This window comes from Acetobacter musti (genome assembly GCF_011516835.1).
GTDB lineage: Bacteria > Pseudomonadota > Alphaproteobacteria > Acetobacterales > Acetobacteraceae > Acetobacter > Acetobacter musti.
Genome location: NZ_WOTB01000002.1, coordinates 25709 through 48115 on the forward strand (window position 1 = coordinate 25709; position 22407 = coordinate 48115).

At 60.1% G+C, this 22407-nt stretch carries 21 protein-coding genes; 6 read left to right on the forward strand and 15 right to left on the reverse strand.

What is annotated here, in order from left to right; all coding sequences use genetic code 11:
• Positions 1-9: 9 nt before the first annotated feature.
• Together GOB93_RS01475 and GOB93_RS01480 are read right to left on the reverse strand one after the other, a co-directional pair.
• Positions 10-579: a biliverdin-producing heme oxygenase gene (locus GOB93_RS01475; RefSeq protein ID WP_173581762.1), complete on the reverse strand. Its 570-nt coding sequence runs from the start codon at positions 577-579 to the stop codon at positions 10-12.
• An 86-nt stretch (positions 580-665) separates the two neighbouring features.
• Positions 666-1352, reverse strand: coding sequence for an extensin-like domain-containing protein (locus GOB93_RS01480; protein ID WP_173581763.1), 687 nt, complete (start codon positions 1350-1352; stop codon positions 666-668).
• Between the two features lie 119 nt (positions 1353-1471).
• On the opposite strand from GOB93_RS01480, the gene GOB93_RS01485 reads away from it, so the two are divergent.
• The gene (locus GOB93_RS01485) at positions 1472-2698 is read left to right on the forward strand and encodes a glycosyltransferase (RefSeq protein WP_242010469.1); all 1227 of its coding nucleotides are present in this window, start codon (positions 1472-1474) and stop codon (positions 2696-2698) included.
• Here the strand turns inward: GOB93_RS01485 and GOB93_RS01490 are convergent.
• The 11 genes from GOB93_RS01490 to GOB93_RS01540 all read right to left on the reverse strand — a co-directional run bounded on the left by GOB93_RS01490 (position 2691) and on the right by GOB93_RS01540 (position 14078).
• Positions 2691-3275 (reverse strand): class I SAM-dependent DNA methyltransferase, encoded by a 585-nt coding sequence (locus GOB93_RS01490; protein WP_173581764.1) that lies wholly within the window; start codon positions 3273-3275, stop codon positions 2691-2693. The two genes, GOB93_RS01485 and GOB93_RS01490, sit on opposite strands and share 8 nt — an antisense overlap.
• The gene (locus tag GOB93_RS01495; RefSeq protein WP_173581765.1) at positions 3272-4000 is read right to left on the reverse strand and encodes a PIG-L deacetylase family protein; all 729 of its coding nucleotides are present in this window, start codon (positions 3998-4000) and stop codon (positions 3272-3274) included. Before GOB93_RS01495 ends, GOB93_RS01490 begins: the two co-directional genes overlap by 4 nt.
• The gene (locus GOB93_RS01500; protein ID WP_242010470.1) at positions 3997-5115 is read right to left on the reverse strand and encodes an acyl-CoA dehydrogenase family protein; all 1119 of its coding nucleotides are present in this window, start codon (positions 5113-5115) and stop codon (positions 3997-3999) included. The genes GOB93_RS01495 and GOB93_RS01500 overlap by 4 nt, the downstream gene beginning before the upstream one ends.
• Positions 5116-5258: 143 nt before the next feature.
• Positions 5259-5729, reverse strand: a complete 471-nt coding sequence (locus GOB93_RS01505; RefSeq protein WP_173581766.1) for a YbaK/EbsC family protein — start codon at positions 5727-5729, stop codon at positions 5259-5261.
• 166 nt (positions 5730-5895) lie between these two features.
• A complete protein-coding gene (locus tag GOB93_RS01510; protein WP_173581767.1) occupies positions 5896-7092 on the reverse strand; it encodes an SMP-30/gluconolactonase/LRE family protein in 1197 nt (398 codons plus the stop codon).
• 138 nt (positions 7093-7230) lie between these two features.
• Complete coding sequence (locus GOB93_RS01515; RefSeq protein ID WP_173581768.1) at positions 7231-8730, reverse strand: NCS1 family nucleobase:cation symporter-1; 1500 nt, start codon at positions 8728-8730, stop codon at positions 7231-7233.
• The gene (locus GOB93_RS01520; RefSeq protein ID WP_173581769.1) at positions 8730-9677 is read right to left on the reverse strand and encodes an isopenicillin N synthase family dioxygenase; all 948 of its coding nucleotides are present in this window, start codon (positions 9675-9677) and stop codon (positions 8730-8732) included. The genes GOB93_RS01515 and GOB93_RS01520 overlap by 1 nt, the downstream gene beginning before the upstream one ends.
• Complete coding sequence (locus GOB93_RS01525) at positions 9674-10168, reverse strand: 2OG-Fe(II) oxygenase family protein (protein WP_338422277.1); 495 nt, start codon at positions 10166-10168, stop codon at positions 9674-9676. Before GOB93_RS01525 ends, GOB93_RS01520 begins: the two co-directional genes overlap by 4 nt.
• Entirely contained in the window at positions 10111-10659 is a 549-nt protein-coding gene (locus GOB93_RS01530; protein WP_173581771.1) for a 2-oxoglutarate and iron-dependent oxygenase domain-containing protein, read from the reverse strand. Before GOB93_RS01530 ends, GOB93_RS01525 begins: the two co-directional genes overlap by 58 nt.
• 61 nt (positions 10660-10720) lie before the next feature.
• A complete protein-coding gene (locus GOB93_RS01535; protein WP_173581772.1) occupies positions 10721-13180 on the reverse strand; it encodes a TonB-dependent receptor in 2460 nt (819 codons plus the stop codon).
• A gap of 148 nt (positions 13181-13328) precedes the next feature.
• Positions 13329-14078, reverse strand: a complete 750-nt coding sequence (locus GOB93_RS01540) for an aspartate/glutamate racemase family protein (protein WP_173581773.1) — start codon at positions 14076-14078, stop codon at positions 13329-13331.
• A gap of 163 nt (positions 14079-14241) precedes the next feature.
• On the opposite strand from GOB93_RS01540, the gene GOB93_RS01545 reads away from it, so the two are divergent.
• The 4 genes from GOB93_RS01545 to GOB93_RS01560 all read left to right on the forward strand — a co-directional run bounded on the left by GOB93_RS01545 (position 14242) and on the right by GOB93_RS01560 (position 17450).
• Complete coding sequence (locus GOB93_RS01545) at positions 14242-14952, forward strand: GntR family transcriptional regulator (RefSeq protein ID WP_242010471.1); 711 nt, start codon at positions 14242-14244, stop codon at positions 14950-14952.
• Positions 14953-15019: 67 nt separating this feature from the next.
• A complete protein-coding gene (locus tag GOB93_RS01550) occupies positions 15020-16111 on the forward strand; it encodes a quinone-dependent dihydroorotate dehydrogenase (RefSeq protein ID WP_408742335.1) in 1092 nt (363 codons plus the stop codon).
• Complete coding sequence (locus GOB93_RS01555; protein ID WP_242010472.1) at positions 16108-16995, forward strand: TIGR01459 family HAD-type hydrolase; 888 nt, start codon at positions 16108-16110, stop codon at positions 16993-16995. The genes GOB93_RS01550 and GOB93_RS01555 overlap by 4 nt, the downstream gene beginning before the upstream one ends.
• A 215-nt stretch (positions 16996-17210) precedes the next feature.
• The gene (locus tag GOB93_RS01560; RefSeq protein ID WP_173581775.1) at positions 17211-17450 is read left to right on the forward strand and encodes a hypothetical protein; all 240 of its coding nucleotides are present in this window, start codon (positions 17211-17213) and stop codon (positions 17448-17450) included.
• A 42-nt stretch (positions 17451-17492) separates the two neighbouring features.
• On the opposite strand, the gene GOB93_RS01565 is transcribed toward GOB93_RS01560, so the two are convergent.
• Positions 17493-18287 (reverse strand): shikimate dehydrogenase family protein, encoded by a 795-nt coding sequence (locus GOB93_RS01565; RefSeq protein ID WP_173581776.1) that lies wholly within the window; start codon positions 18285-18287, stop codon positions 17493-17495.
• A 526-nt stretch (positions 18288-18813) separates the two neighbouring features.
• On the opposite strand from GOB93_RS01565, the gene GOB93_RS01570 reads away from it, so the two are divergent.
• Complete coding sequence (locus GOB93_RS01570) at positions 18814-21252, forward strand: TonB-dependent receptor (protein ID WP_173581777.1); 2439 nt, start codon at positions 18814-18816, stop codon at positions 21250-21252.
• A 119-nt stretch (positions 21253-21371) separates the two neighbouring features.
• On the opposite strand, the gene GOB93_RS01575 is transcribed toward GOB93_RS01570, so the two are convergent.
• On the reverse strand, positions 21372-22304 hold the full coding sequence (locus tag GOB93_RS01575; protein WP_173581778.1) for a cellulase family glycosylhydrolase: 933 nt from the start codon (positions 22302-22304) through the stop codon (positions 21372-21374).
• Positions 22305-22407 lie beyond the last annotated feature (103 nt).

Here is a 22407-nt window from a genome sequence, read left to right on the forward strand (position 1 = left end):
GGAATTTCTTTACGGTCGGGGGCCGATGGTTGCCTGCATTGCGAGAATGGCGGCATCAAAGGTCTGAATGGCGGCCAGTTCAGCCGCCGGAATGGCGTCGTCCGGCATCTGTCCGAGACAATGCAGAAAACTCTGCCATCCGGAAAGCCCGTCCGCCTGCACTGTCAGGTGTCGCGCGCCGAATGCTCCGGTGAAGCCCAGACCGGCTGCCTGCCGGACGAGGACGCGCGCGCCGAGAGTCGAACCTTCCAGCACATAGAGCAGGCCCATGGTGGCGGCCGTGCTGTCAGGCAGGGTTATGAGAACGGGGGCGGGCAGAGGAAGCGACAGATCACTGAGATCCTGCATCAGCAGGGATGTGAGGGTCTGTGGTTGCCAGGAGCCGAGGATTTCCGGCCGGGGCGCTGCTTTCAGGGCCTGTTCCGCTCCGGTGCGGAAGGCGGCGATTCCGGACAGATAGGTGTGATACGCGGCGGCGTTGTGTATCGGTCCGGCCAGAGTGTCGAGAACGGCGTGGCGCGGCTGCGTGGCAGTTCTGAGCCTGTGACGGACGGAAAGAGGGGCGGTCTGATCGGGCATTGTCTGTCGTCAGGCATAATGAATTGCCGGCGGCTGATCCCGTAAAAAAACTTTTATATCACGCTGTTTTGTCTGGTCAGACTTCCTCAGCGACAGAGACCGAAGCCGGTGGCCTGAAGGTGCAGATGGGTGGCGTGCAGGCTGTTGTAGTCGGGGGACAGCACGATCCCGAAAAGCCGGCAGGCGCGGTCGCGCACGGTATGCAGGAATATGCTGCGCTGATCATGGGAATTCCACGCAGAGACAGAGATTTCCCGACCGTCGGCGAGAAGGAAGCCGGAGACATCAATGGCGTCAGCACTGGCGTGGCTGCTTCGGACGCCAGGATGGTCGCGGATGTCGCGGCAGGCGAAGCTGCCGGCCTGACGGATGCGACGGAGTTCGGTGCCGAAGGCATCGCGGACGATGGGTGCGATTTCTGTTTCGAAGAGCGACCAGCGCACCGCGAGCCGGCAGGAGGCAAGGAACGGCTCTGGCATGCCTGGAGCCGGACCACCGCTGACGGTCATGACGTCGGGGATCGGACATGAGACGCTGCCAGCAGCGGAATATGCGTGGATATGGAGTGGAGCGGTCCGGAGTGCAGCTTTGCAAAGCGCGGGCGATGATGAGAGCAGACGAAGCTTGAGAGGGCGCAGAACGTTCGGCGGGGCTTGCAGATCAAGAGGTTCGACGGGGTCCCAGACAGGAGGGAGCCATGCGCGATGAAGGACCGTCGCGGCAATAGTGGTGATGAGGAGGAGGAGAAAGATGAGGCGGCGCCAGTGAGGCAAGGACGGGTTCCTGCGACTGTGTGATGTCTGTGGAACGACCATGAATGATAATTGTCCCGGCCCCGGAGAAAATTTTACAGGCAATGGCTTCCGGTATTTCGATATGTCACGGGATGGGTATGCCGAAAACGCACGGAACCTGGGCCAGACCGGAGAGTTTAGAGATTTCCCTCTGGCTGATGGTTCTTTCTATGTCCGGCTGGCCCTGCCGTCTTCTGCCTGTTGTTGCCATTCCTGTTCGTGATGAGGAGGACCGTATCGCAAAGTGCCTGCAGGCGCTCGCACGGCAGGAAAGGGCATCTGTCCATCATGTTGTCCTGCTGCTGAACAACTGCACCGACGCGACGCAGACTGTGACTGAAGGAATCGCTTCATCTCTGCCATTCGGGCTGACGGCTGCGGAGCGGACATATCCGCCGGAACTGGCACATGCGGGAACGGCGCGGCGTGAGGGCATGGAGATCGCGGCGGCAATAGCCGGGCCGGATGGTTTGCTCTTCACAACGGATGCGGACGGTGTCGTGGCGCCGGACTGGCTGGTGCGCAATCTGGATGCATTCAGCACCGGGGTAACTGCAGTTTGCGGACGAGCGGTGATTGATCCGGTCGAAGCACGGGCGATCCCTGCCAGTCTCCATGCTGATGACATGGCTGAAATGGCTTACGGCACCGCTCTGGACCGGATTCATGCGCTGGTCGATCCTGATCCCGCAGACCCATGGCCACGTCACACGGAACATTCCGGAGCCAGTATTGCGGTGACGGTGGCTGCCTGGCAGAAGGCGGGAGGGATTCCGGCTTTGTCATCCGGAGAGGATCGGGGATTTATCGCGGCTTTGCGACGGGTGGATACGTTGGTCCGGCACGCGCCGGATGTCGTGGTAACGGTGTCCGGAAGAACCGAGGGGCGTGCGAAGGGCGGAATGGCGGAAACCATGGCCCGCAGAATGCGGCAGCAGGATGAGATGCTTGATGATGCGCTGGAGCCGGCCGTGCTGTGTCTGCGCCGGGCGCAGGCGCGGGCCTGGCTGAAATCGGTCTGGAAACCAGGTTCCTGGACGGATGAGGTGATCGACAGCATACGCGGGCTGGCGGCATTTCTGGCGCTTCCGTTTGTGGAGGTGCTGGCGCAGACGGAGACGGCTTATTTTGGACAGGCCTGGGAGACGCTTGAGCGGGTGAGCCCGTTGTTACGGCGACAGATGGTTCGTCGTGGTGACCTGACACGGCATCACGCTGAGGCGGAGGCGATCGTGAGAGATCTGCTCATACGCGATATTATGCCGACGCCGTTGCGTTGCCGGAAGGCGTCCGTTGCCCTTCCGGCAGATGAGGCGGTCAGATAAGACGGTCAAAACGGCAGGTTTCCTGGCGTTCAGTCGGGCACGCAGTCAGGCCATGCCCGCAGCAGGTCGCGATGAAAAGATCAGCGGCGCTGTCTCCGGTGCAGGGGGTATTGGTCTCGCCAGTCCAGTTCACGAGAATGATCGGGGTGCCGCAGATGCGGACAGCGAGGCAGTGCTGAGCGAGGCGGGTGATGTCGGCCGGAGTAAGAAAATAGAGCAGTTCTGAAATCAGGATGAGATCGCAGCTTTCCGGTGGAAGCGCCGGGAACTCGTCCGGAAGTCTGGCGCGCAGGAAATTCACATTTGGGAGGCCGGTGCAGCGCTCGCGGGCGCGGGTGAGGGCGGCATCTGCGATATCTATGGCGAGCAGATGACCGCAGCGTTGTGCAAGGGTGGCAGTCAGGACGCCGATGGAACAGCCAAGTTCAAGTGCATTTCTGAACGGGCCGGGACCTGTATGAGAGAGGGTGGCGGCATATTTGCTGTGTTCATAAGGGCTGGTCTCGAATCCCCACGGATCGGGGTTCTGTTCATAGAGCTGCTCGAAAACGGCGCGGGACCAGGAATTTTCGCTCATGGCTGGAGAAAGACCTCATAAGGTGCGTCGAAGACGGCAAGAAGTGGTTCCGGAAGGCGGAAGGTCTCCCGGGCATCGGTGATGAGGTCTCCGTACTGGCTTTCATGCAGATGAATGGCACGGGCCTTGAGGGCGCGGAACGGCGTGATGTCGAGACGGAAGCCTTCGGGATATGTTGTGTCGAGATCTGTATCGGCCGGAATCAGCCAGCCCCAGACCGGATAGGCGAGGAGAGGCAGACTGAGTTCGTCGCTCACGGCGACGGCCATTTTCCATGCGGATTCATGATCGCAATGCGGGTCGTGCCGCCATGGAGCGAGGATGGTGCGGCACTCTGTGGTACGGGCGAGTTTGGCGAGATGATGAACAGCGTGATCGAAATCCGGACCGTCATGCGGGGCAGCGGTGTCACGCAGGCGCAGAAAGACGAGATGATGATCGGGCAGGCCCAGACAGGCGGTAGCGTTGCGGGCTTCCTGTTCGCGCTGCGCCCGGAGGCGGTGCGCGGGCCAGGTTTTCGAGCCGGGATGTGAGCCGGTGCCATCGGTCATGATAACCACGACGGGCGGCCGCCCGGCGGCGCAGAGGGAGGCGATGAGACCGCCACATCCGAGGCTTTCATCATCGGCGTGGGGAGCGAGGATCAGAGCAGCACCAGGAGCGATATCGTTGAGAGTGCCGGTCGGCAGCACGCGAAAGGCGGCCTGAATATCCCCGGCTTTCATGGTTGCGGGAGATCGCGGCGAATGAAAGTGGCGGCTGCTTCGGCAAGGGTTTCGTCCGGAGCTGGCTGACGGAGATAGGTGGCGAGGTCGCGCATGATGCGTTCCACGACATTGGTTCTGATAAAGGCGGCGAGACCGAGGCCGCGCTGGGTGAGTTCGATGACGTCAAGCCCGGCGCGTTCGACAGCCATCCGGGCGAGGTTGACGGTCCCGGCGATGTCGGCAGGCGGAATGACATCGTCGTCAGAGACAAGGGCGGCTTTGCAGGTCCAGAGGGCGGCGGTTTCGCGGGCGATGAGAGCTTCCCCGATGCGGGCTCTCTGATACGGATTTGTATCCCGGCCGCGGGCGATGAGCTGAGCGCGCAGGAGAGTAACGAGCCGGTCAATTCCGCCGAGAGCGACAGCCATGCCGCGCCAGGCTCCGGCGGAAAATTCAGGCTGGCGGAGGTAATCGCCGGGCGCTCCGATAATTGCTTCGGGCGAGATCCCGATCCCGGTGAAATCGAAGCGGCCGGTGCCGGAGCCGCGCATGCCGCAAAGGCCGCCGATGGATGCGGCGGCTTTACGGTTTTTGTCGACCGGGACGATAAGCATCCGGGTTTCACCGTCCGGGGTTTCGGCGGTGATGAGCGGATGAGTAACGTGCAACGCACCGGAGGCAAAGGCTTTCTCACCTTCGAGGGTGAGTGTGGTGCCATTGCGGAGAATGTGGACGGGATTAGTGGTTTCGGTGACCCAGATCCCGCAGAGGGCGCCGTCGCGGATATGGGTGGCAAGTTGCCGGAGCTGGGAAGGAGTGCCATAGCGGGCGACGAGGCGGATGGCGTTGATATGACCTTCAAGAAGGCGACCGAGGGGAAGGCTGGCCTCGCCGGTGAGACGCAGAAGCTGCATGAGGGCGGTGGCGCCGCCGGGATCGGTGCCAAAGCCGCAGCCGTCGAGGGATTTGGGCAGAGCCGCGGACAGCGCGCCGAAACTGCGGATCAGAGCCAGACCGGCAACAGGGAAACTGCCGTCGCGGTCATTTTCGGAGGCCTCCGCTTCCAGTTCGGGAAGACAGGCTTTCAGGCTTTCGAACGGAAAATTCATTGCCCCGGCGTGCCTTTCCGACATGGGTGTGTGCCGGTGAGAAGCGTGCAAAGGGGGTGCGGGTTGCGCGAGACGCAAAAAATGCCGACCGGAGCGCAGGTCCGGTGACTGTGGCAGCGATGTTTTCTGCTTCAGTGAAGAATCCGGTTAACGCCCCGGACGCAGGATCAGTCCATGCTGGTTTTCGCGATGTCGATCCATTCGGCGCCGGTAAGTTCGGCGAGACGGACAGGAGACAGTTTTACGGCGCTGTTGACAGATCCGGCAGCCGGCCAGACTTCATCCCATGCTTTCAGAGAAGTGTCACAACAGATACGGACCGATGTGGGGAGACCGAAGGGGCAGACGCCGCCGACAGGATGACTGGTGAGTGCGAGCACATCTTCCGACGAGAGCATGCGGGGACGGCTGCCGAACGTGTCTCTGGTCTTGCGATTATCGAGGCGGGCCGTTCCGGCCATGACGACGAGAACACGTTCTTCGCCGATTTTCATGGCGAGAGTTTTAGCGATCTGGCCTTTTTCGACACCGAGAGTCTGCGCGGCCTCAGCGACCGTGGCAGTGCTTTCATCGCGGATAACGGGGATTATATCAGGGGCATGCACTTTGAAAAATTCGATTACGGATTTGAGAGACATCGGGCTTCCCTGGAGATACTGGCGGCATGAATGCTTAACCTTCCGGCATGGATATTTTGAAGCCGATGTCGTCTGTTACGTTTGGCTTCTGCCAGGAAAACAGAGAAATGGCTTCACTGCTCCCCCGATTTCTTTGCCGTATGGCGTAACGCACTGACAAGACGGATCAGGAGAGGCCAGCACCCTGAGTTTCGAGGATAAGGCGAAACAGATGGGGGCCGCAGCACATATAGAGTTCGTTGCGCTTGAGACCGCCAAAGGTAAGGTTTGAGCAGCCATAGGGAAGCCGGATACGGCCAATGAGTGTCCCGGCGGGATTATAGCAGAAGACGCCGGCCGCACCGAATGAACCTGACGCACCACACCAGAGGTTTCCGAACACGTCGGCACGCATGCCGTCCGGTGTCAGATGGTGGCCCTCTAACGTCATGGCGGCGAACAGGCGGCGGTTTGCCGGACGTCCGTCGATCATGTCAAACGCATAGATGACGCTTTGTCCTTTGGTTCCTGTCTGTCCGGGGTCCGGCACGCAGGAGATGACATAGAGAGTTTTCAGATCCGGTGAAAAACACAGGCCATTCGGGCTGGGGACGGCGGTCTGCGAAAGAACGGCCTGGACGGAGCCGGTTCCGGCGTCGACGCGAAAAGTGTGGTCCTCCTGGCGCTCATGCGCGGCGAATTGCGGCGGGAGTTCAGAGCCGATACGCCAGCGAAGTTTCCCTGCGGAATTCGTGCCTTTGCCCGGAGCGTCGGGATGACCTTCGATGAGGGTATCGCCGTAGGAGGGATCGGTAAACCAGATGCTGCCATCCTCAGGATGGACGATGACGTCATTGGGAGAATTGAGCGGTTTTCCGTTATAGCTGTCGGCGACAATGTGGCAGCTGCCATCGTGCTCCCATCGGATGACGCGGCGCATATCGTGTTCGCAGGTGATGACGCGGCCTTCGGTATCGAGGGTATTGCCGTTGCTGTGGTAACTTTCGCGCCGGTAGACGGAGAGAGAGCCTTCACCGGCGCCGTCGGGCGGAATGAAGCGATATTGTTCGCTGCGGATGGTATCGCTGAGGAGCAGGATGCGGGCTTCGCTGAGCCAGGCAGGACCTTCGAGCCATCCGCCACCGGTGAGAACGCGCTGGATGCTGGTTCCTGAGAAGGTGAGATCTTTAAAAGAAGGATCGAGAGAGATGACGTCCGGGTCGGGAAGGTATCCCGTGGGAGCCACTCCGCTCCAGCTGCGTGGGGGCTGTGTTGTGACATCCGGAGGCTTACTTCCGGAGGCTGCGAATGCTGTAGTCCGGATCTGACTGGCGATGACAGTGCTGAGTGCGCCGGTAACAAAGGCGCGTCGTCCTGAAAACATGGTCCTGCGACTCTCCGGTCCGTGGCGGGCAAACTGATTTCTGTCACAATAATTCCGACCGTTATCTGATACGGCGGGATGACGGACAACAAAAATCTGTGACCCTGGCGTCCGGATCTGCTGCGCCGGTGTGTCTGATTATCGTTGCGATGTCATAGTGATTTCAGCCGGACGGGTAGCTGCCCGTTTCTGGTTGAGCAACGGATAGAGCAGCATGGCGCAGAGGCTGCCGACAAACCATGAGATGCCAGGGAAGTCCGCGAAAATGGGCAGGAAGACGGTAAGATTGGCGAACAGAGCCGAGAGCCCGAGACTGAGCAGGGCCGGTCGGTTGACGCCGTTTTTGTACCAGTAACGGCCTTTGGATGAAAAGGAATAGAGGTCGGGAACTGAAATTGAGCGGTGGCTGATAAGAAAGTAATCGGCGATGATAATGCCGTAAAAGGGACCGATAAGACTGGCGAGAAAATCCAGTGTGAGATGCATGGCGGCAGGACTGTTGTAAAGATTCCATGGCGTCATGAAGACCGAGAGAAAGGCCGCGGCCAGCCCGGCGGCGCGCCAGCTGATTTTGTCCGGTGCGAGATTGGAGAAATCGAAAGACGCCGAAACGAAATTAACGACGACGTTGATGCCTGCAGTAGCAATCATGAAGGCGAGAATCGCGATAACGATGACGGTGGTGTTGTCGGTTCTGGCCACGGTTTCGACGGGATCGGCGATACGAATGCCGAAAGCAGGAACTGTCAGGGCGATGGTCGTCAAAGTGAGAGCGGTAAAGGCGAGAAAGTTGACGGGCAGGCCCCAGAAATTGCCGTGACGGATAGCGTCCGGGCTTTTCCCGTAACGGGCAAAGTCGCCGAAATTGAGCATAGGTGCTGAAAAATAGGAGACTGTCAGTGTTACGGTCGGGAGGATGGCCATAATGGTATCGTGCAGTGAAGAGCCGGCGGTGGTGAATGTCATACTATCGATGACGGAATGCAGGCCGGTGGTGAAGCCGACGCGCTGCAGAAGGTAAAGATCAAGGGCGAGCATGACGACGTAGATGAGCGGCCCGGCCCATTCGGTAAAATGTCTGATGGCATCAATGCCGCGCCAGAAAACGGCTGCCTGTACGAGCCAGAGAGCAAGAAAAGCGGCCCAGCCGAGGGTGGAGAGACCGGCGAGACCATGCTGTGTGAGATCGGCCCACGGAGTGAAGGACGGCGCGGATTTGAGGATGAGGACGACGAGCGCGTTCGAGGCGAGCCAGGTCTGGATGCCGTACCAGCAGATGGCGATCACACCACGGACAAAGGCGGGAATGAGCGCGCCTTTTACGCCGAAAGACGCGCGGCAGACGACCGGAAACGGTGTTCCGGTCTGCTGGCTGGGGATGGCGACCAGATTGCAGAGCATCTGCACGATGATGATGCCGATAATGAGCCCTGCGGCGACAGCCATGCCGGGAAGATCGCCGGCGAAAAGATTGCCGAGCGTGACATAGGTGCCAACGCTGTGGACATCCGACATCCAGAAAGAGAGATAGTCGAACCAGGACCAGTTGCGATCCTGTGTGGGCAGAAGAGCGCTGTTGGAAAGACGCGGATCGGCGGCAGCGGGCCCGATGTCGGAAAACGGAGCGGCCTCGGGCATCAGGCGGACTTTCCTGCCATGTGGCGATAATTGTTGCGGTTGAACCAGGCCATGTATTCAGCCGGCGTGAGTGGCGGATAGCCTTCCGGACGTTCCGGCATTTCGCATCTTGGAAGACAGGTCATGCGATAATCCGGGTCCGGATGGAAAAAGAACGGAATGGCGTAACGGTCCTGCGCCGTGGCGTTGCTGGCGCGATGCGGCGTTGCGATGAAACGGTCATTCGTCCAGCGGCGCAGCATGTCGCCGGTGTTGACGAGAAGCGTTCCGGGGAGCGAGGGAGCGTCCGCCCATTCCCCGTTCCGCAGCCGGAGCTGCAGTCCCGGCACGGGGTTTTGCGCAAGCAGGGTGATGAAACTGGAATCTACATGCGGAGCGATACCGTATTCGTCCGGCTGATACCGGGCCGGCGGATAATGGGTCAGGCGCAGCGTGGTCATGGGATTTCTGAAAGCCGGCGCAAAGGCGGCTGCAGGCAGGTGCAGGGCGCGTGCATAAAGGGGCAGCAGGGCGAGAGACAGAGTCAGAAACGCCCGGTAAAGAGCGATGACCGCCGGCCGGAAGGCAGGGAATTCGGGAATGTCCGGGCAGGGAATGGCGCCGTCGGGCCGGATCTCCCCGATGAAGAAGGCGGCGTTCCGGTCGGAGCGGTTTTTCGCTGACAGATCAGGCGACGTTGTGAAGGTCGCGCCGCCCTGGCTGAGATAGCCTTCCATGGCGTCATTGACCGGCCAGCGGTTTTTGACCGCATCGGGCAGAGCGTGGAACGCTTCGGCGGCGGCAAAACCGTCACTGATCTGTTCGGCGGGGATGCCATGTCCGCGCATGAACACGAAGCCGGTTTCTTCGGAGGCGGTGCGCAGTGCGGCAGCTGTTTCCTCCAGCGCATCCGGATCGCCTGACAGGGCGGCGGCGATGTCCAGAACGGGGATGGGGCCGGCGCTCATGGAAGAATGCTCTGCTGACGGGTGGAAAGCCATTTATGCCGCCAGTGATCGCCATAGGTCGCAGGCGGATAATGCGCGGTCTCGCCGGATGCGATGCAGGCGGGAAGCGGCGCGATACGGGCGTCCGGATCGGGCTGATGAAAAAACACGATGCTGTGGCGGCGGGAGCGGCTGCGGTCTGAGGCGGGCGGCGCGACGACCCGATGGGGCGTGGAGACCCAGCGGTCATTGCTCCAGACGGGCATGATATCGCCGATATTGATGGCGAACTGGCCCGGCTGCGGACTCACATCGACCCAGTTGCCGGAGCGGAGTTTCGCCTGCAGGCCGCCGGTGGCGTTGTCGGCGGTGAGAATGGTCAGCGAGCCGTAATCGGTATGTGCTCCGCCGCGTGTCGGCGTGGCCAGGGGTGTCTGGCTCTCGGGATAGCAGATCAGGCGCAGGGCGCTGATGTTCCGGCGGTGAGCGTTGAGGAAGATCTCTTCGGGAATGCTGAGGCCTGAGCGAAGATACGCAGCAGGGTGCCGGCCAGCGAGAGCATATGGCGGGTGTAGAGCCGGATGGCAGGGGACAGGCCCGGAGGCTGCTCCGGCCAGATATCCGGAGCGAAAAAATCGTTCTCCGCTACGGTGTCTTCGGGATGCTCAGGGCCGAAATCGAGCATTTCCTTGGCATCGGGCGCATGAGTGACGGTGCCGGACTCCGCGCCGGCGGCGAGCGTTTCGCCGAGAAAGGGCGTGTAGCCCCGTGCGATGTGACCGCCCGGTCCCCGGCTTTTCAGCTTCTGTTCGTCAGGGAGGCGGAAGAAACGGCGGGTTTCCTCAAAGAGCGTGCTGATATCGTGTCCCGGAACCTGATGTCCGGTGATCAGAAAAAACCCGGTTTCACGGCAGGCGCGGTCCGTTTCCGCGGCGATGGCGGCGGAGCGGGCACTGTCGGTTCCGTAATGTCCGATATCGATGACGGGAATGGCGTCTGACATGAACGGCTCCTTCCTGACCGGAACGGGCAGCCGGGTGCGTGATCTCCCGGCCTGCCCTGATTCAGAATCCGGTACGGAATGTTACGATAGCGTAGAAATTGCTCAGTGTGTTGTAGGTGGGCGCCGTGCCGGCGATTTCCGTGCCGTAAATACCGCGTGTGGTATGGGCGTTGAGCTTCACGCTGTTGATGGCGGAATAGGCTTTGGTGTTCGCAAGGTTATTGATCCAGAGCATGATTTCCGGAGATTTCATGAAGGAGAGCCTGCGGCCGAGCCAGGTGTCGCGGTTGAGGCGGGCGCCGATCGTGAGATTTTCGGTCACGAGTTTTGGCAGATATTCGTCGTTCATGAAGGTGGAATACTGACGCGAGAAATAGGTCAGATCGAAATTCCAGAAGAACGTGCCGTTATCCCAGTCAATGCCGAGGGAGGTCGTCCATTTCGGGGCGTTGGTCGAGGTTTTGCCTTTCGTCGGCAGGTAGTCGTCACCGACGCGGATATTGTTGTTGATGACCGAGTGCAGATACTGGGCCGAGACATAGGGGCGGAAGTGGTAAAAGGGCCGGGTGCCGAGTTCGACATCGAAACCGTCACTGGTCTGGCCGCCGCCGTTGATGTTTTCCGCGATCTGCTGATTACCGAGGTAACCGTAGGTGGAGATCTGACGGTTTGTGAAATTGTAATGAAAATACGTCAGCGATCCGACGAAGATTTTGTCGTTGTAGCGGACGCCGGCTTCTTCCGAGATGGAGTATTCTTCCTTGACCGAGTTGCTTCCTTTGGAAGCATAGGCGCCGGTGTTCGGGTTGAGGGTGGTGAGCAGGTAGCTGTCGGGCGGCGCCTTGGCGCCGGTGGCGACGCCGGCGAAGACCTGCCAGTTCTTATTGACCTGATAATGACCGCCCAGCTGTGGCAGGAGCTGCAGTTCGTTGAGGCCGATCTTGTAAGGCAGGCCGGGCAGGCGCTGCGTGGCGTTGCGGTTAATCATGGTGACACGCATACCGCCGTCGATGACGAGCTTGTCGTGGAACAGTTTCAGCGTATCGCCGGCGAAGAGAGCGTGCGTCGTGGTGATGTCGCTGTAATTGGCGGTATAATAGTTCTGGCCGTTGGGCATTTTCAGGCTTTTACTCGACCAGCCCCAGGGCGTGGTGGGAGAACCGTCCTGATTGACGCCGGTATAGCCGGTGAGATCGGTGGAATTGTCATAATCGAACCAGTATCCGAAATAGGGATGGTTCGCGCCGAGGTCGATGGTCGCCTTCGTGACGACACCGCCACGCATTTCATTCAGGCTTGAATAAGACTCGGCATTTCCTGAACTCGTGCCAGAAAGCTGGCCCGGGATGACCATGGCGGTGATCTGCTGGTTGCCGTAATAAACCGTGTTCCCGAGAACAGTCCCCGCGCCATAAACTTTATAGTTATAAGCTGTGTAAGGTGTGATTTCGAGACGCACTTTCCCGAATCGGAATTTTGAGGGCGCGAGGATGTTGTAGGTGCGCGAGTGAAGCCAGTTCTGCTTCCAGTAATCGGTGTTCTGTGTCTGTGAGTTGTAGTAACGGGCAAGCTGATTCGACCATCCCAGCTTATGCCAGTTTTCCATGGTCGTGCTCCAGTAGGGCTCGTTGCCGGCGAGGCCGCGCATGAAGCCGCCAATGAGCGAAATCCTGTTGTCCGGGTCCCATTCTTTCAGAATGTGAAAGTCGAGATGCTGGAAACTTTCCTGACCAGGACCGCGATAGAAGGAATCATGCTGGTTGGAAGCGGAGATAAAGGAGCGGATACCGGAATGGCCCCATTCGCCGGTGTCGATGCGGACGAACTGGCGGGTGTAATCGCGCGAGCCGGCGCCGAAATCGACAAGGCCGCCGAATTTCTTTGAGGGATCGCGGGTGGTGAGGGTGAACATGCCGCCGGAGCCGTTGATCGCGGCGGTGTCCAGGTTGGACGAGCCTGGCTGGGCGGAGACGGTGCCGATATTTTCGCTGTCCACGATCCAGGCGAGGTCGAGATTGTAGCCGCCGACGCTGGACAGGGGCATGCCGTTATAGGTGTTTGCGATTTCGTCCTGAGTGAGGCCGCGCATGGAGAGGGCTGATTTTTCGTGTCCGGCCGGATCGGTGTTGGCGACGACGACACCGGGCATCATTTTCGCGAAGTTATAGGCGTTCTGCGCCGGGGCCTGCTTGGCGATGTAATCCTGTGAAACCGTACTGCGGGCCTTGGGTGCGTCCTGCAGCCGGATGAGGCCGCCGCCGGCCGCGTGACGCGTGACGCCGGAGGGTGTGGTCTCCGCCCGGACATCAATGACTTCCGGCGAGGAGCTGACGGCGTGGCGGGGTTTCGCGGTGGCCGCGTGGCCGGGCGCTGTCTGGCGGGAGGTGCTGTGGTGCGCGGCATGGCCGGTGGGGGTGGCGGCCCCGGCAGGGGTGGCGAACTGTTCCGTGGCGCCGGTGAGCATGACGCTGGTCAGAAGTGTCGCGCGAAATGTCCAGGTTCGGGTTCTGAGACGACGCATCCGGGGATTCCTCATGGCGCTTGTGAAAGGGGCGCGGTTGGGACGATGCGGGCGGCGTAGTTTGTTGCGGCACCCATATATTACGAAACAAGAATGAAACCTGTGAGCGAATTATGTCAACAAGAAATGTTAACAATCTGAGTGAGTATTACGCCGGGCTGAGCAGAAGCGCGGTCAGATCCGGACTGAGCCCTGTGGTGACAAGCGGGGATTGCCGGGTTTTTTCCGGCTGAAGGGGTGTCCGCATGAGGCAGGACAGGCTTTCCTCAAAGGAGCAGTGCACCGGAACGGGAAGCAGAGCAGCCAGTTCCGTACTGAACCCGGCCATGCCCGCGCCGGCAATGAGAATATGGTCGGCGTGGTCCTCATCGATGAGGTCGCGGGCAGCACGGAGAAGTGCCTGCACTGTCGCATTTCGCTGCACCCCGGCGTGTTCGCCGCTGTCGGGCGTTGTCCGGATGCCGGCGACGGTATCGGTGAAGCCTTCCCTGATGACCAGTTCTTCGATCAGCGGTTTCCACGCCGCACCTCCTGTGACAATGCCGGTGCGGCCGCCTCTGTCCCGGCAGCCCAGGAGGGAGGCGCGGGCCATGCCGGTCACGGCGCTGCCGGTGATTTCCTGCAGGGCGGACAGGCCCGGATCGCCGAAACAGGCGAGAAGAACCGTCGTGTCCGGTGTGATCAGTGGCGGGTCTGAGCGGAATGCGTGCGCGAATGTGTCGAGTGTGGCATATGCCGCAATCACGAGTGAGGTGCGGCAGGTGATGTACCGGGCGCCGAAGCGGGCCGTGACACCGCTGACAGCGCAGTGTTCCGGCAGAAAACCGCGCGCACGACTGACAAGTTTAGCCGTCAGGGTTGGATCGGTGTTCGGGTTGAGAATAAGAAGATGCCGCATAGGATCCGTTTCTGGCCTCGTGTTCACGGGTGCGTCTGCTCCGTTTTCTTGTGTTACGGACTGGACCTGTGTCGGATGACGGGTGCATTGTTAACAATCATCGTTTACAATGCAAACCAATGCCGGGGTGAAACGAGTGCCGTCTGTGCACACGGGGGGTAGCATGAATGTTATGCTGGCGGCGGGGGCGCTGCGGGATGACGGGCTGATTCAGGAAGAGAGTGCGATCGCGCAGGCGCTGCGCGACGCCATTCTCGAGCGCAGGCTGGGGCCGGGAAGCCGGCTGCCGGAAGAACAGCTGGCGGAGATTTTCGCCTCCTCGCGCGGCCGTATCCGGCGGGTTCTGCTGGCGCTGGCCCGTGAACATATTGTCGTGATTCAGCCGTCACGCGGCGCTTTCGTGGCGTCGCCGGACGCGGCCGAGGCGCGGGCCGTTCTCGCCGCGCGCCGCATGATCGAGGTCGCCGTGATGGAACGGCCGTGCCAGCCGCTGACGGAAGACGCGATTGCGGTTCTGCGGGCGGTCACGGAGGAGGAGCGGCGGGCGCATGCGGCGCATGACTCCGTGGCGATGATTCGCTGGTCGGGACGATTTCACCTGGAGCTGGCGCTGGCGCTCGGCAATGCCGTGATCGCGGGTATCGTCTCGGAGCTGAGCCTGCGGACGTCTCTGATCATTGCGATCTATGAGCGGCAGAATGCGATGTGCTGTCTGAAGGCGGATCATGATCTGCTGCTTGGCACGGTCTGCGAACAGGCCTGGGCGGAGGCCGGGCGGCTGATGTCGCGGCATCTGCTGGAGATCGAGCAGAATCTGGATTTCTCGTCTCCCGCGCCTCCGGCCTCCTCTCTGAGTCTGATTCTGAAGCGGTAGCGAGGGGGCGGAGCGGGCGGCTTTTCTTTGGGCGGTGGTTCGGGCAGCATGCGCCGCCATGAGCGATATGTCTGAAAAACTGATTTCTCCCCTGCTTCCCCTGGTGCGCACGCTGGACGCGGAACGGGCGCACCGGCTGGCGATCGACGCGCTGATGCTCGGGGTCGGGGTTCCGCCTGTCCCGGTGAAGGACGATCCGGCGCTGGCGACGCGGACGCTGGGCATGCGGTTTCCCAATCCGATCGGAATCGCCGCCGGATTCGACAAGGATGCGCGGGTGCTGCGTCCGCTGGCCCGGCTGGGGTTCGGGTTTGTCGAGGCGGGTACCGTTACGCCGCGCCCGCAGGCCGGCAACCCGAAGCCGCGTCTGTTCCGGCTGACGGAAGACCGGGCGATCATCAACCGGATGGGCTTCAACAATCAGGGAATCGACAGGTTCGCGGTGCGTCTGGCGCGGCTGTTTCGCGGAAGGGCGCGGCATCCGATGGTGCCCGTGGGCGCGAATATCGGCATCAACAAGGACGGTGCGGACCCGGAGCGGGACTATCCGGAGCTGATCCGGCGTGTGAAGCCATATGTGGACTATATTGTTCTGAATCTGTCATCCCCGAACACGCCAGGTCTGCGGGCGCTGCAGGATGCGGAACGGCTGTCCGATCTGCTGACGGCGATTGCAGCGCAGCACAGCGAACACCCGCCTTTGCTGATCAAGCTGGCGCCGGATCTGGCATCCGATGAGCTGGGGCCGATCGTGGAAGCGGCGGTTTCCGGTGGCGCGCAGGGGCTGATCATCAGCAACACGACGCTCGCCCGGCCGGCGGGGCTTCGCAGTCCGTATGCGTCCGAAGCCGGCGGTCTGTCGGGGCGGCCACTGAAAGAAAAGGCGCTGGAGATGCTGCGCGAGGTGGCGAGGCTGGCGGACGGGCGGCTGGCGCTGGTCGGCTGTGGCGGTATCGAGACCGGGGCGGACATAGTAGCGCGTATCCGGGCCGGGGCTGATCTTGTGCAGGTCTATACGGCGTTCGCTTATGACGGCCCGGCTCTGCTGACGCGCCTGAAGCGTGAGGTGCTGGCGATCCTGCGGGAGCAGGGCATTGAGTCGGTGGGGGATCTGAAGGGAGCGGATCTGAAAGGGTCCGGAGCAGGAGTGCGGTCATGAGCGGTCGTCGGATGGAAGTGTTGTCGGGAGTTGCCGCGCTCGCGGATCGCTATGACGGATTTATTGTCGATCTCTGGGGCACTGTGCATGACGGTGTCGCTCCGTATCCCGGCGCGGTGGACTGTCTGAAGGCGCTGCGAGCGGCAGGGAAGCGGATCGTGCTGCTCTCCAACGCGCCGCGTCCGGCAGAGGTGGTGCGGGCGCAGCTTGGCGGAATGGGCGTCGATCCTGCTCTTTATGACGGGCTGATGACATCAGGACAGTTTACCTGGAATCTGCTTTCCTCGCGTGATGACAAAGGGCTTTATAAAGACTGGCCCTGGCTTGAGAAGATCGGATCACGTGTTCTGCACATTGGTGGCGAACATGACCTAGCCTTGTTCGAGGGCTTGGGTCTGAAGCTGGTCGATCATCCGGACGATGCGGATTTCGTGCTGAACACGGGGCCGGATGAGCGGCGGGGCAAGACGGAGCTGGAGCCGTATCTGGAGCCGCTGGCGGCCTGTGTCGTGCGTGATCTGCCCATGGTGTGCGCTAACCCGGATATGGAGGTGATCCGTGGTGGCGTGCGACTGATCTGCGCCGGTCTGCTCGGCCGGGTTTACGAGCAGAAAGGCGGTATCGTGCACTGGATCGGCAAGCCTTATGCAGAGGTGTATCAGCCGGTCCTGGAGATGCTGGCGGTGCCGCCGGACCGGGTGATCGGCGTGGGCGACGCGCTGGCGACGGATATTCGCGGTGCGGCAGCGGCTGGCGTGGCCGGATTGTGGGTTCTGGGCGGGATACACCGGGAAAAACTCGGCGACGATCCGGTCCTCGCGCAGGAGGAAGCGGACGGAGCGGGCCTGTCACCGGTTGCGACGGTGCCGCTGTTCAGATGGTAAATGGCTGACATCAGGGTTCTGATCTGAAAACCCGCTAAAGAAGCAGTCTTTTGCGAACTATTATGTCTCCATAAAAAAGATGAAGGAATTATGGTCTCTGCCGGGGTGAGATGAGTGCGCGCGAAGGCATCTGTCCCGGACATGCCGCTACAACGATTTTTGTAGCCTGCCGTTATCGGAAACTGGCAATCTGCTTTTCGCGGAGGGATGGTTCCATGATGGAAAGTGTATCGAAACCGTGGTTTGCACCAAAGCGGTTTGGCTACGGAGCGGGATGGCCTGTGGCATGGCAGGGCTGGGTCTCTGTGCTGGTCTATGTCGCTGCGCTCGTGGTGATCATCGCGCTGGTTCCCGGGCTGAAGCAGAGCCTGGCGATCTTTGGCGTGACGGTCGTCTTCGGCTGGATTGCGTCGCGCAGAACCGAAGGTGGCTGGCGGTGGCGCTGGGGCAGGTGACGGGTCGTCGTCCCTCACTGCGGCCATATGTGAGGCTGTAAGCTATGCCGCTGTCAGAAAATCGAAGATCGCTGAGAGCTGGCCTGTCAGCATGTGACGACCGGAATGGGTACGGCACCCGGCCCATCCGGCGGCTTTCAGGAGGCCGGTCTGTTCGGGCATCATCACAACTTCGGCGACGAGCATAGGCGGCCGAAGATGCTCAGGAGCGATCGGAAGGGGATCGTTTTCGCGCAGACCCAGGGACGTGGCGTTGATTGCGATATCATGACCTTCCGAAAGGTCGTTTGCGGAGACGGATAGTCTGGGGAAAGAGTTTTTCAGTCGGGATATCAGAGCGTCCAGCCTGTCCTGTGAGCGGTTTGTGACGGTGATATGCGCCACGCCGGCTTCGGCCAGAGCGAAGGCGATGGCCAGCGCCGCACCCCCTGCGCCGGCGAGAAGAACGCGCCGGTCTTTCAGTGTTTCACCAGCATTTTGCAGGCCTGTGACGAAGCCGACGCCATCAAGAAGATCTCCGGTAATACTGCCGTCGGCTTCGCGTCGGATGACGTTGACAGCACCGGCGTTCGCGGCGCGCGGAGAAAGGTGGTCGCAGAGCGTCACAATGCCGGTTTTGTGCGGAACCGTGACGACCGCGCCCCCGAAGTTTCTCATGGCCCTGAAAGCTGCGACGACGCGGGCGAGGTCCTGACCGGGAGTGGCTGCGACAGCGACCATGACACCATCATAGTGACGTTCGGCAAAAAGCGCGTTCATTTTCTGCGGCGTCAGAACGTGGCCTACGGGATAGCCGAGTGTGGCGAAGAGCTTTGTTTTTCCGGTGATGCTGGTCATGAGGTCTCCGGCTGACAACGGGATGCGGCTCCAATGAAGCCGTATAATGAAGAATGATCCTGCGATCATGCGCCTTTTTACGTGGATCATACAAAGCGATGGTGGATTGTGCGGAGGCCCCGTGATCTGGATCGACGTGCCTGTGGTCCTGATCAGGATGTCACAGATGGCCTTCGTCCGGGCATGAGAGCGATCAGATCCGAAGCGGCGGCGTGTGTCCCGCCGTGGCGTTGCGGCCGGTGTAGCGTATAAGCGCCGTCCGGCAGCCTTGTTCTTCCGTCGATCGATCAGGACGTTTACCCGGATTCAGGAGCCGACAGGGCTGTGCGTCGATAGTCGTTCATACAGATCGTTCTGAAACTGCATCTTTCAAACTGTTGCTGAATCAGCACAGCCATGAAGAACCTGACCGTTCAGACGGGTTTTGTGGCGGAATTCCGATTCCGGTCGTTGCTAAGTCCGAATGATGGGCATTACGTTTCGGTTACTGACCGTATGAAGACAGCAGAGAACAGGAATTTCGAACATGTCGCGTAAGTTGAGACTGGCTGCCGGTCGTGCGGTTCTGCTGAGCACAGCTCTTTCGGGGGTCGCTCATGCGGCGACACCGGTGACACACCGCTCTCACGCGCGACCTCATGCACAGCAGGCGACTGCGACCGGCAAGACAGCTGGTGCGAAACCGGCTTCTCCTGTCAGAGGAATCGAGGCACGTGGCGCCGCTGACGAAGTGTCTGTCAGCACCGGCCGTCTGCATGTCACGGTAGGCGGCGGTCTGCTACGCCGGGTCGAGGAAGCCCGGAACATTCAGTATGTCGGGCAGGATTACATCGCCAAGCAGGCGCCGACGCAGAACGTCGTCAATCTTCTGGCAATGATGCCCAGCGTGAATGCGATGCCCACGGATGCAGCGGGAATCAACAGTTCCGGTCTGCAGGTTCGTGGTCTGACCTCGAACGATATGGGCTGGCTGATGGACGGGGCGCCGGTTCTCTCGTCGGGTGCCGGCAACTATCAGGCGGAGGTGCTGGATACGGAGAACATGGAGCAGATCGCGATTGCTCCGGGGTCCAGCAGCACGGACGATCCGGTGACGAGTTCGCTGGCCGGCACGATCTACATGAAGATGCGCGATCCAACGGCGAAGGCGGGAGCGCAGGTCGATTTCAGCTACGGATCTTTCAATACATTCCGTGGATTTTTCCGGGGTGATACCGGAGAGATCGGTCATTCCGGAGTGCGTGCGTTCGCTTCTGTTTCCGATGCGTCCGAGGAAAACTGGTACGGACCCGGCATCCAGAAGAAGATTCACTCGGACGCTAAAATCATGAAGGAATGGTCGAATGGAAGTTCGATCGCGTTCGAGCAGGTCTTTAATCTTTCGGATTCGGGGTATTATTACTATCCGACCGCGCAGCAATGGCGGCAGACACGCTGGATCAGCCCGGATGCGACGTATAGCGGCGTAAACGATTCCAGCTATTACAAGCTGAACAATGCGGCGCCGTTTTACAGCGGTACGGTTCTGATGCCGATGAAATTTGTGCTCAATGATAATCTTACCCTGACCGATACGCCATATTTCTGGTATGGGTATGGCTGGTCGATGGGTGGCAATACTGTTCAGCAGGGCAGCACCTATCTCGGCAATCAGAATGTGGACGTCAATCTGGCGCAGGGAACCGGAGCAGGCAGTCTGCCCACCGGCACCAGTGTCCTGGTCGACAATGCGAGTTATGGCCTGACCTATATTGGTGGCAATAATCTGAAGCTGAATTGGCATACCCGGCATAACGATCTTTATGTCGGCTACTGGTATGAGAATTATAATCTGTCGGACAAGGATCCGGTCGGGATTGTCGATCAGGCAACCGGAGCGCCTTACGACATCACACAGCGCGCCAATCAGTACACGCTGCCCAACGGCCGGAAATATTATTCGGCCAATTATTTTCTTCAGTACCAGCTGAATGCTTTATATGTCGGCGACAGCCTGAAGCTTTTTCATGACAAGCTGAACATCAACGCTGGCTTCAAGGACGTGATGATCACCCGGTCGGCTGACAACTATCTGCCGGGTGCGACAGCTCACCAGGGTGTCAGTGAAAATGTTCCGCTGCCGACGCTGAGCGCTCGGTACAGCTTTGACCGGAACAATCAGATTTTCATTCTGGGTGAGGGCGATTATCGCCAGCCTTATATGGGCAGCAATCTTGACGCCTACGGGATCGGCACCGGGCAGCTGGTCAACGGCGCGTCCATGCCGAAATCGGAATATGCGATCAAGGAAGAACTCGGATACCGCTATAACGGTGAAAAGATTATCGCCTCGGTGGTGTTCTACAATATGAACATCGTCAACCGTCTGCTGACTCTCAACACCTATCAGAACGGTGTTCAGGTCAGCCGCACGGAAAATGCCGGCGGTCAGACCAGCCGTGGTGTGGACGTTCAGTTTGCGACGGCTCCGATCTGGGGACGGTTCACGCCCTATGTGACGTTTGCCTATCTTGCGGCGCGGCAGGACAACAACACGGCGACGACTGCCTCTGACGGAACGGTTGATTACCTGCGGACGGCGGGCAAAACGCAGGTGATGAGTCCGCATTATCAGGCCGCGCTGGGTCTGACCTATGATGACGGGCATTTCTTCGGGAATCTGAACGTCAAATATATCAGTTCGCAGTATTCGACGCTGATGGACGACGAGAAAATGCCCGGTTATGTCACAAATTCTCTTACCCTGGGGTATCGTGCCCGCGACATCGGTTTTATGAAGGCGCCGAAAATTCAGGTCGCACTGAACAACATCAGCGGCTCGACCCAGCGGATTGGCGTGTATGGATATTCTGACAACGCCCGGACCGCTCAGGGTGTTTTTGGCGGAACGATCAGTGGCAGTTCGCCCACCTATTATATCGATCCGGGATTTGCGGCCATTATGTCCGTCAGTGTCGGACTGTAATACGTCTGACCGGTACATTTCGGGTTCGTGATGACCGGAGCAGAGAAGTCCCGCCACCCGACGGGAGCGGGACCAGTCTGAAGGAGCAGCTATGCTCCGTCAGCAACAGAGATCTGAGTTTATGTGGAAAGACAGGCCAGCATGGCTTTAACGCGCGGGTCGGTCTGATCCGGGGTTACGTAATTTCCGTTATTGACCAGCCATTTGTCGTCGCACCAGACCGTTGTAGCCAGAACGCGGGAGTCGGCCGTCAGAGCGGTAAAGGTATTGGTCAGAGCCGCAACCGAAACAGCGTCTGCAGGACAGCCGATCTCACCGACGATGATGCCGGCGTAGCAATCCGGCAGAGCAGAGGCGAGCAGGCCGGAGAACCGGTCCACGCCGGCCGATGTACTGGTGGAGGCATCTCCGGCTCCGGAGCCGTCCGGATCAAGATAGCAATGTACTTCAACGACGCAGGGGCCGACAGTGTCCACAACGGCGGGGACCGGGTTGCTGACGCTGAACTGTGCGGCGGCCTGATAGGCAGTCCATGGCACGGTGATAACGCCTTTGTATCCGGTCGCCCGCATCGCGGCGATGACGGTGTTCCAGAGCGGCTGATAAGTAGCGTTGTCGTGCTGGTATGGTTCGTTCATCAGGCCGATGGCGACACGCCATGGATCGGCATCGCCCATCCAGTTCTTAACTGCGGTGGCCAGCCGGGTCATGTAATCGAGATACTGTGCCTGGCCGCTGGTGGTGGTAATATCGACAGTGGTCCCGCTTGTCTGGATGCTGCCAAATCCATGCGGATCGAAAATGACGAAACCGTTTGCTTCCAGATAAGGTTGTGCGAGAGCGGTGGAATAACCCAGATAGGTTGCATCGAAGTCGGTGCCCTGACCGCCGGGCTGCATACGGTACAGATTGTGAGGAATGCGCGCTGCGAGGCATCCGAGAGCGATCCAGCTTTCGCCGAGGGATGCGGCGGGAACGTTGTAGTCAAAATAAGCCCTGGACGAAAAAGTGCTTCCATCCTCAAGGCCACCGAGATTAACGCCGATAAGCATGATGTTCTCCTTCTGAAAAACGATCGGCGACGTGTTTTTTGTGATTAGAATTGTGTCTTTCCCGGGAAGGCGCCATTACCGGAGCACGGTTCGTGCGTCAGGA

What these genes read in the sequence shown, in the direction of transcription:
- GOB93_RS01490 (WP_173581764.1), bottom strand. Translation starts at nt 3,275, where the DNA reads ATGAGCGAAAATTCCTGGTCCCGCGCCGTTTTCGAGCAGCTCTATGAA.
- GOB93_RS01555 (WP_242010472.1), top strand. Translation starts at nt 16,108, where the DNA reads ATGAGCGGTCGTCGGATGGAAGTGTTGTCGGGAGTTGCCGCGCTCGCG.
- GOB93_RS01570 (WP_173581777.1), top strand. Translation starts at nt 18,814, where the DNA reads ATGTCGCGTAAGTTGAGACTGGCTGCCGGTCGTGCGGTTCTGCTGAGC.
- GOB93_RS01550 (WP_408742335.1), top strand. Translation starts at nt 15,020, where the DNA reads ATGTCTGAAAAACTGATTTCTCCCCTGCTTCCCCTGGTGCGCACGCTG.
- GOB93_RS01565 (WP_173581776.1), bottom strand. Translation starts at nt 18,287, where the DNA reads ATGACCAGCATCACCGGAAAAACAAAGCTCTTCGCCACACTCGGCTAT.
- GOB93_RS01500 (WP_242010470.1), bottom strand. Translation starts at nt 5,115, where the DNA reads ATGTCGGAAAGGCACGCCGGGGCAATGAATTTTCCGTTCGAAAGCCTG.
- GOB93_RS01515 (WP_173581768.1), bottom strand. Translation starts at nt 8,730, where the DNA reads ATGCCCGAGGCCGCTCCGTTTTCCGACATCGGGCCCGCTGCCGCCGAT.
- GOB93_RS01475 (WP_173581762.1), bottom strand. Translation starts at nt 579, where the DNA reads ATGCCCGATCAGACCGCCCCTCTTTCCGTCCGTCACAGGCTCAGAACT.
- GOB93_RS01560 (WP_173581775.1), top strand. Translation starts at nt 17,211, where the DNA reads ATGATGGAAAGTGTATCGAAACCGTGGTTTGCACCAAAGCGGTTTGGC.
- GOB93_RS01545 (WP_242010471.1), top strand. Translation starts at nt 14,242, where the DNA reads ATGAATGTTATGCTGGCGGCGGGGGCGCTGCGGGATGACGGGCTGATT.
- GOB93_RS01540 (WP_173581773.1), bottom strand. Translation starts at nt 14,078, where the DNA reads ATGCGGCATCTTCTTATTCTCAACCCGAACACCGATCCAACCCTGACG.
- GOB93_RS01505 (WP_173581766.1), bottom strand. Translation starts at nt 5,729, where the DNA reads ATGTCTCTCAAATCCGTAATCGAATTTTTCAAAGTGCATGCCCCTGAT.
- GOB93_RS01485 (WP_242010469.1), top strand. Translation starts at nt 1,472, where the DNA reads ATGCCGAAAACGCACGGAACCTGGGCCAGACCGGAGAGTTTAGAGATT.
- GOB93_RS01510 (WP_173581767.1), bottom strand. Translation starts at nt 7,092, where the DNA reads ATGTTTTCAGGACGACGCGCCTTTGTTACCGGCGCACTCAGCACTGTC.
- GOB93_RS01530 (WP_173581771.1), bottom strand. Translation starts at nt 10,659, where the DNA reads ATGTCAGACGCCATTCCCGTCATCGATATCGGACATTACGGAACCGAC.
- GOB93_RS01520 (WP_173581769.1), bottom strand. Translation starts at nt 9,677, where the DNA reads ATGAGCGCCGGCCCCATCCCCGTTCTGGACATCGCCGCCGCCCTGTCA.
- GOB93_RS01495 (WP_173581765.1), bottom strand. Translation starts at nt 4,000, where the DNA reads ATGAAAGCCGGGGATATTCAGGCCGCCTTTCGCGTGCTGCCGACCGGC.
- GOB93_RS01535 (WP_173581772.1), bottom strand. Translation starts at nt 13,180, where the DNA reads ATGCGTCGTCTCAGAACCCGAACCTGGACATTTCGCGCGACACTTCTG.
- GOB93_RS01575 (WP_173581778.1), bottom strand. Translation starts at nt 22,304, where the DNA reads ATGCTTATCGGCGTTAATCTCGGTGGCCTTGAGGATGGAAGCACTTTT.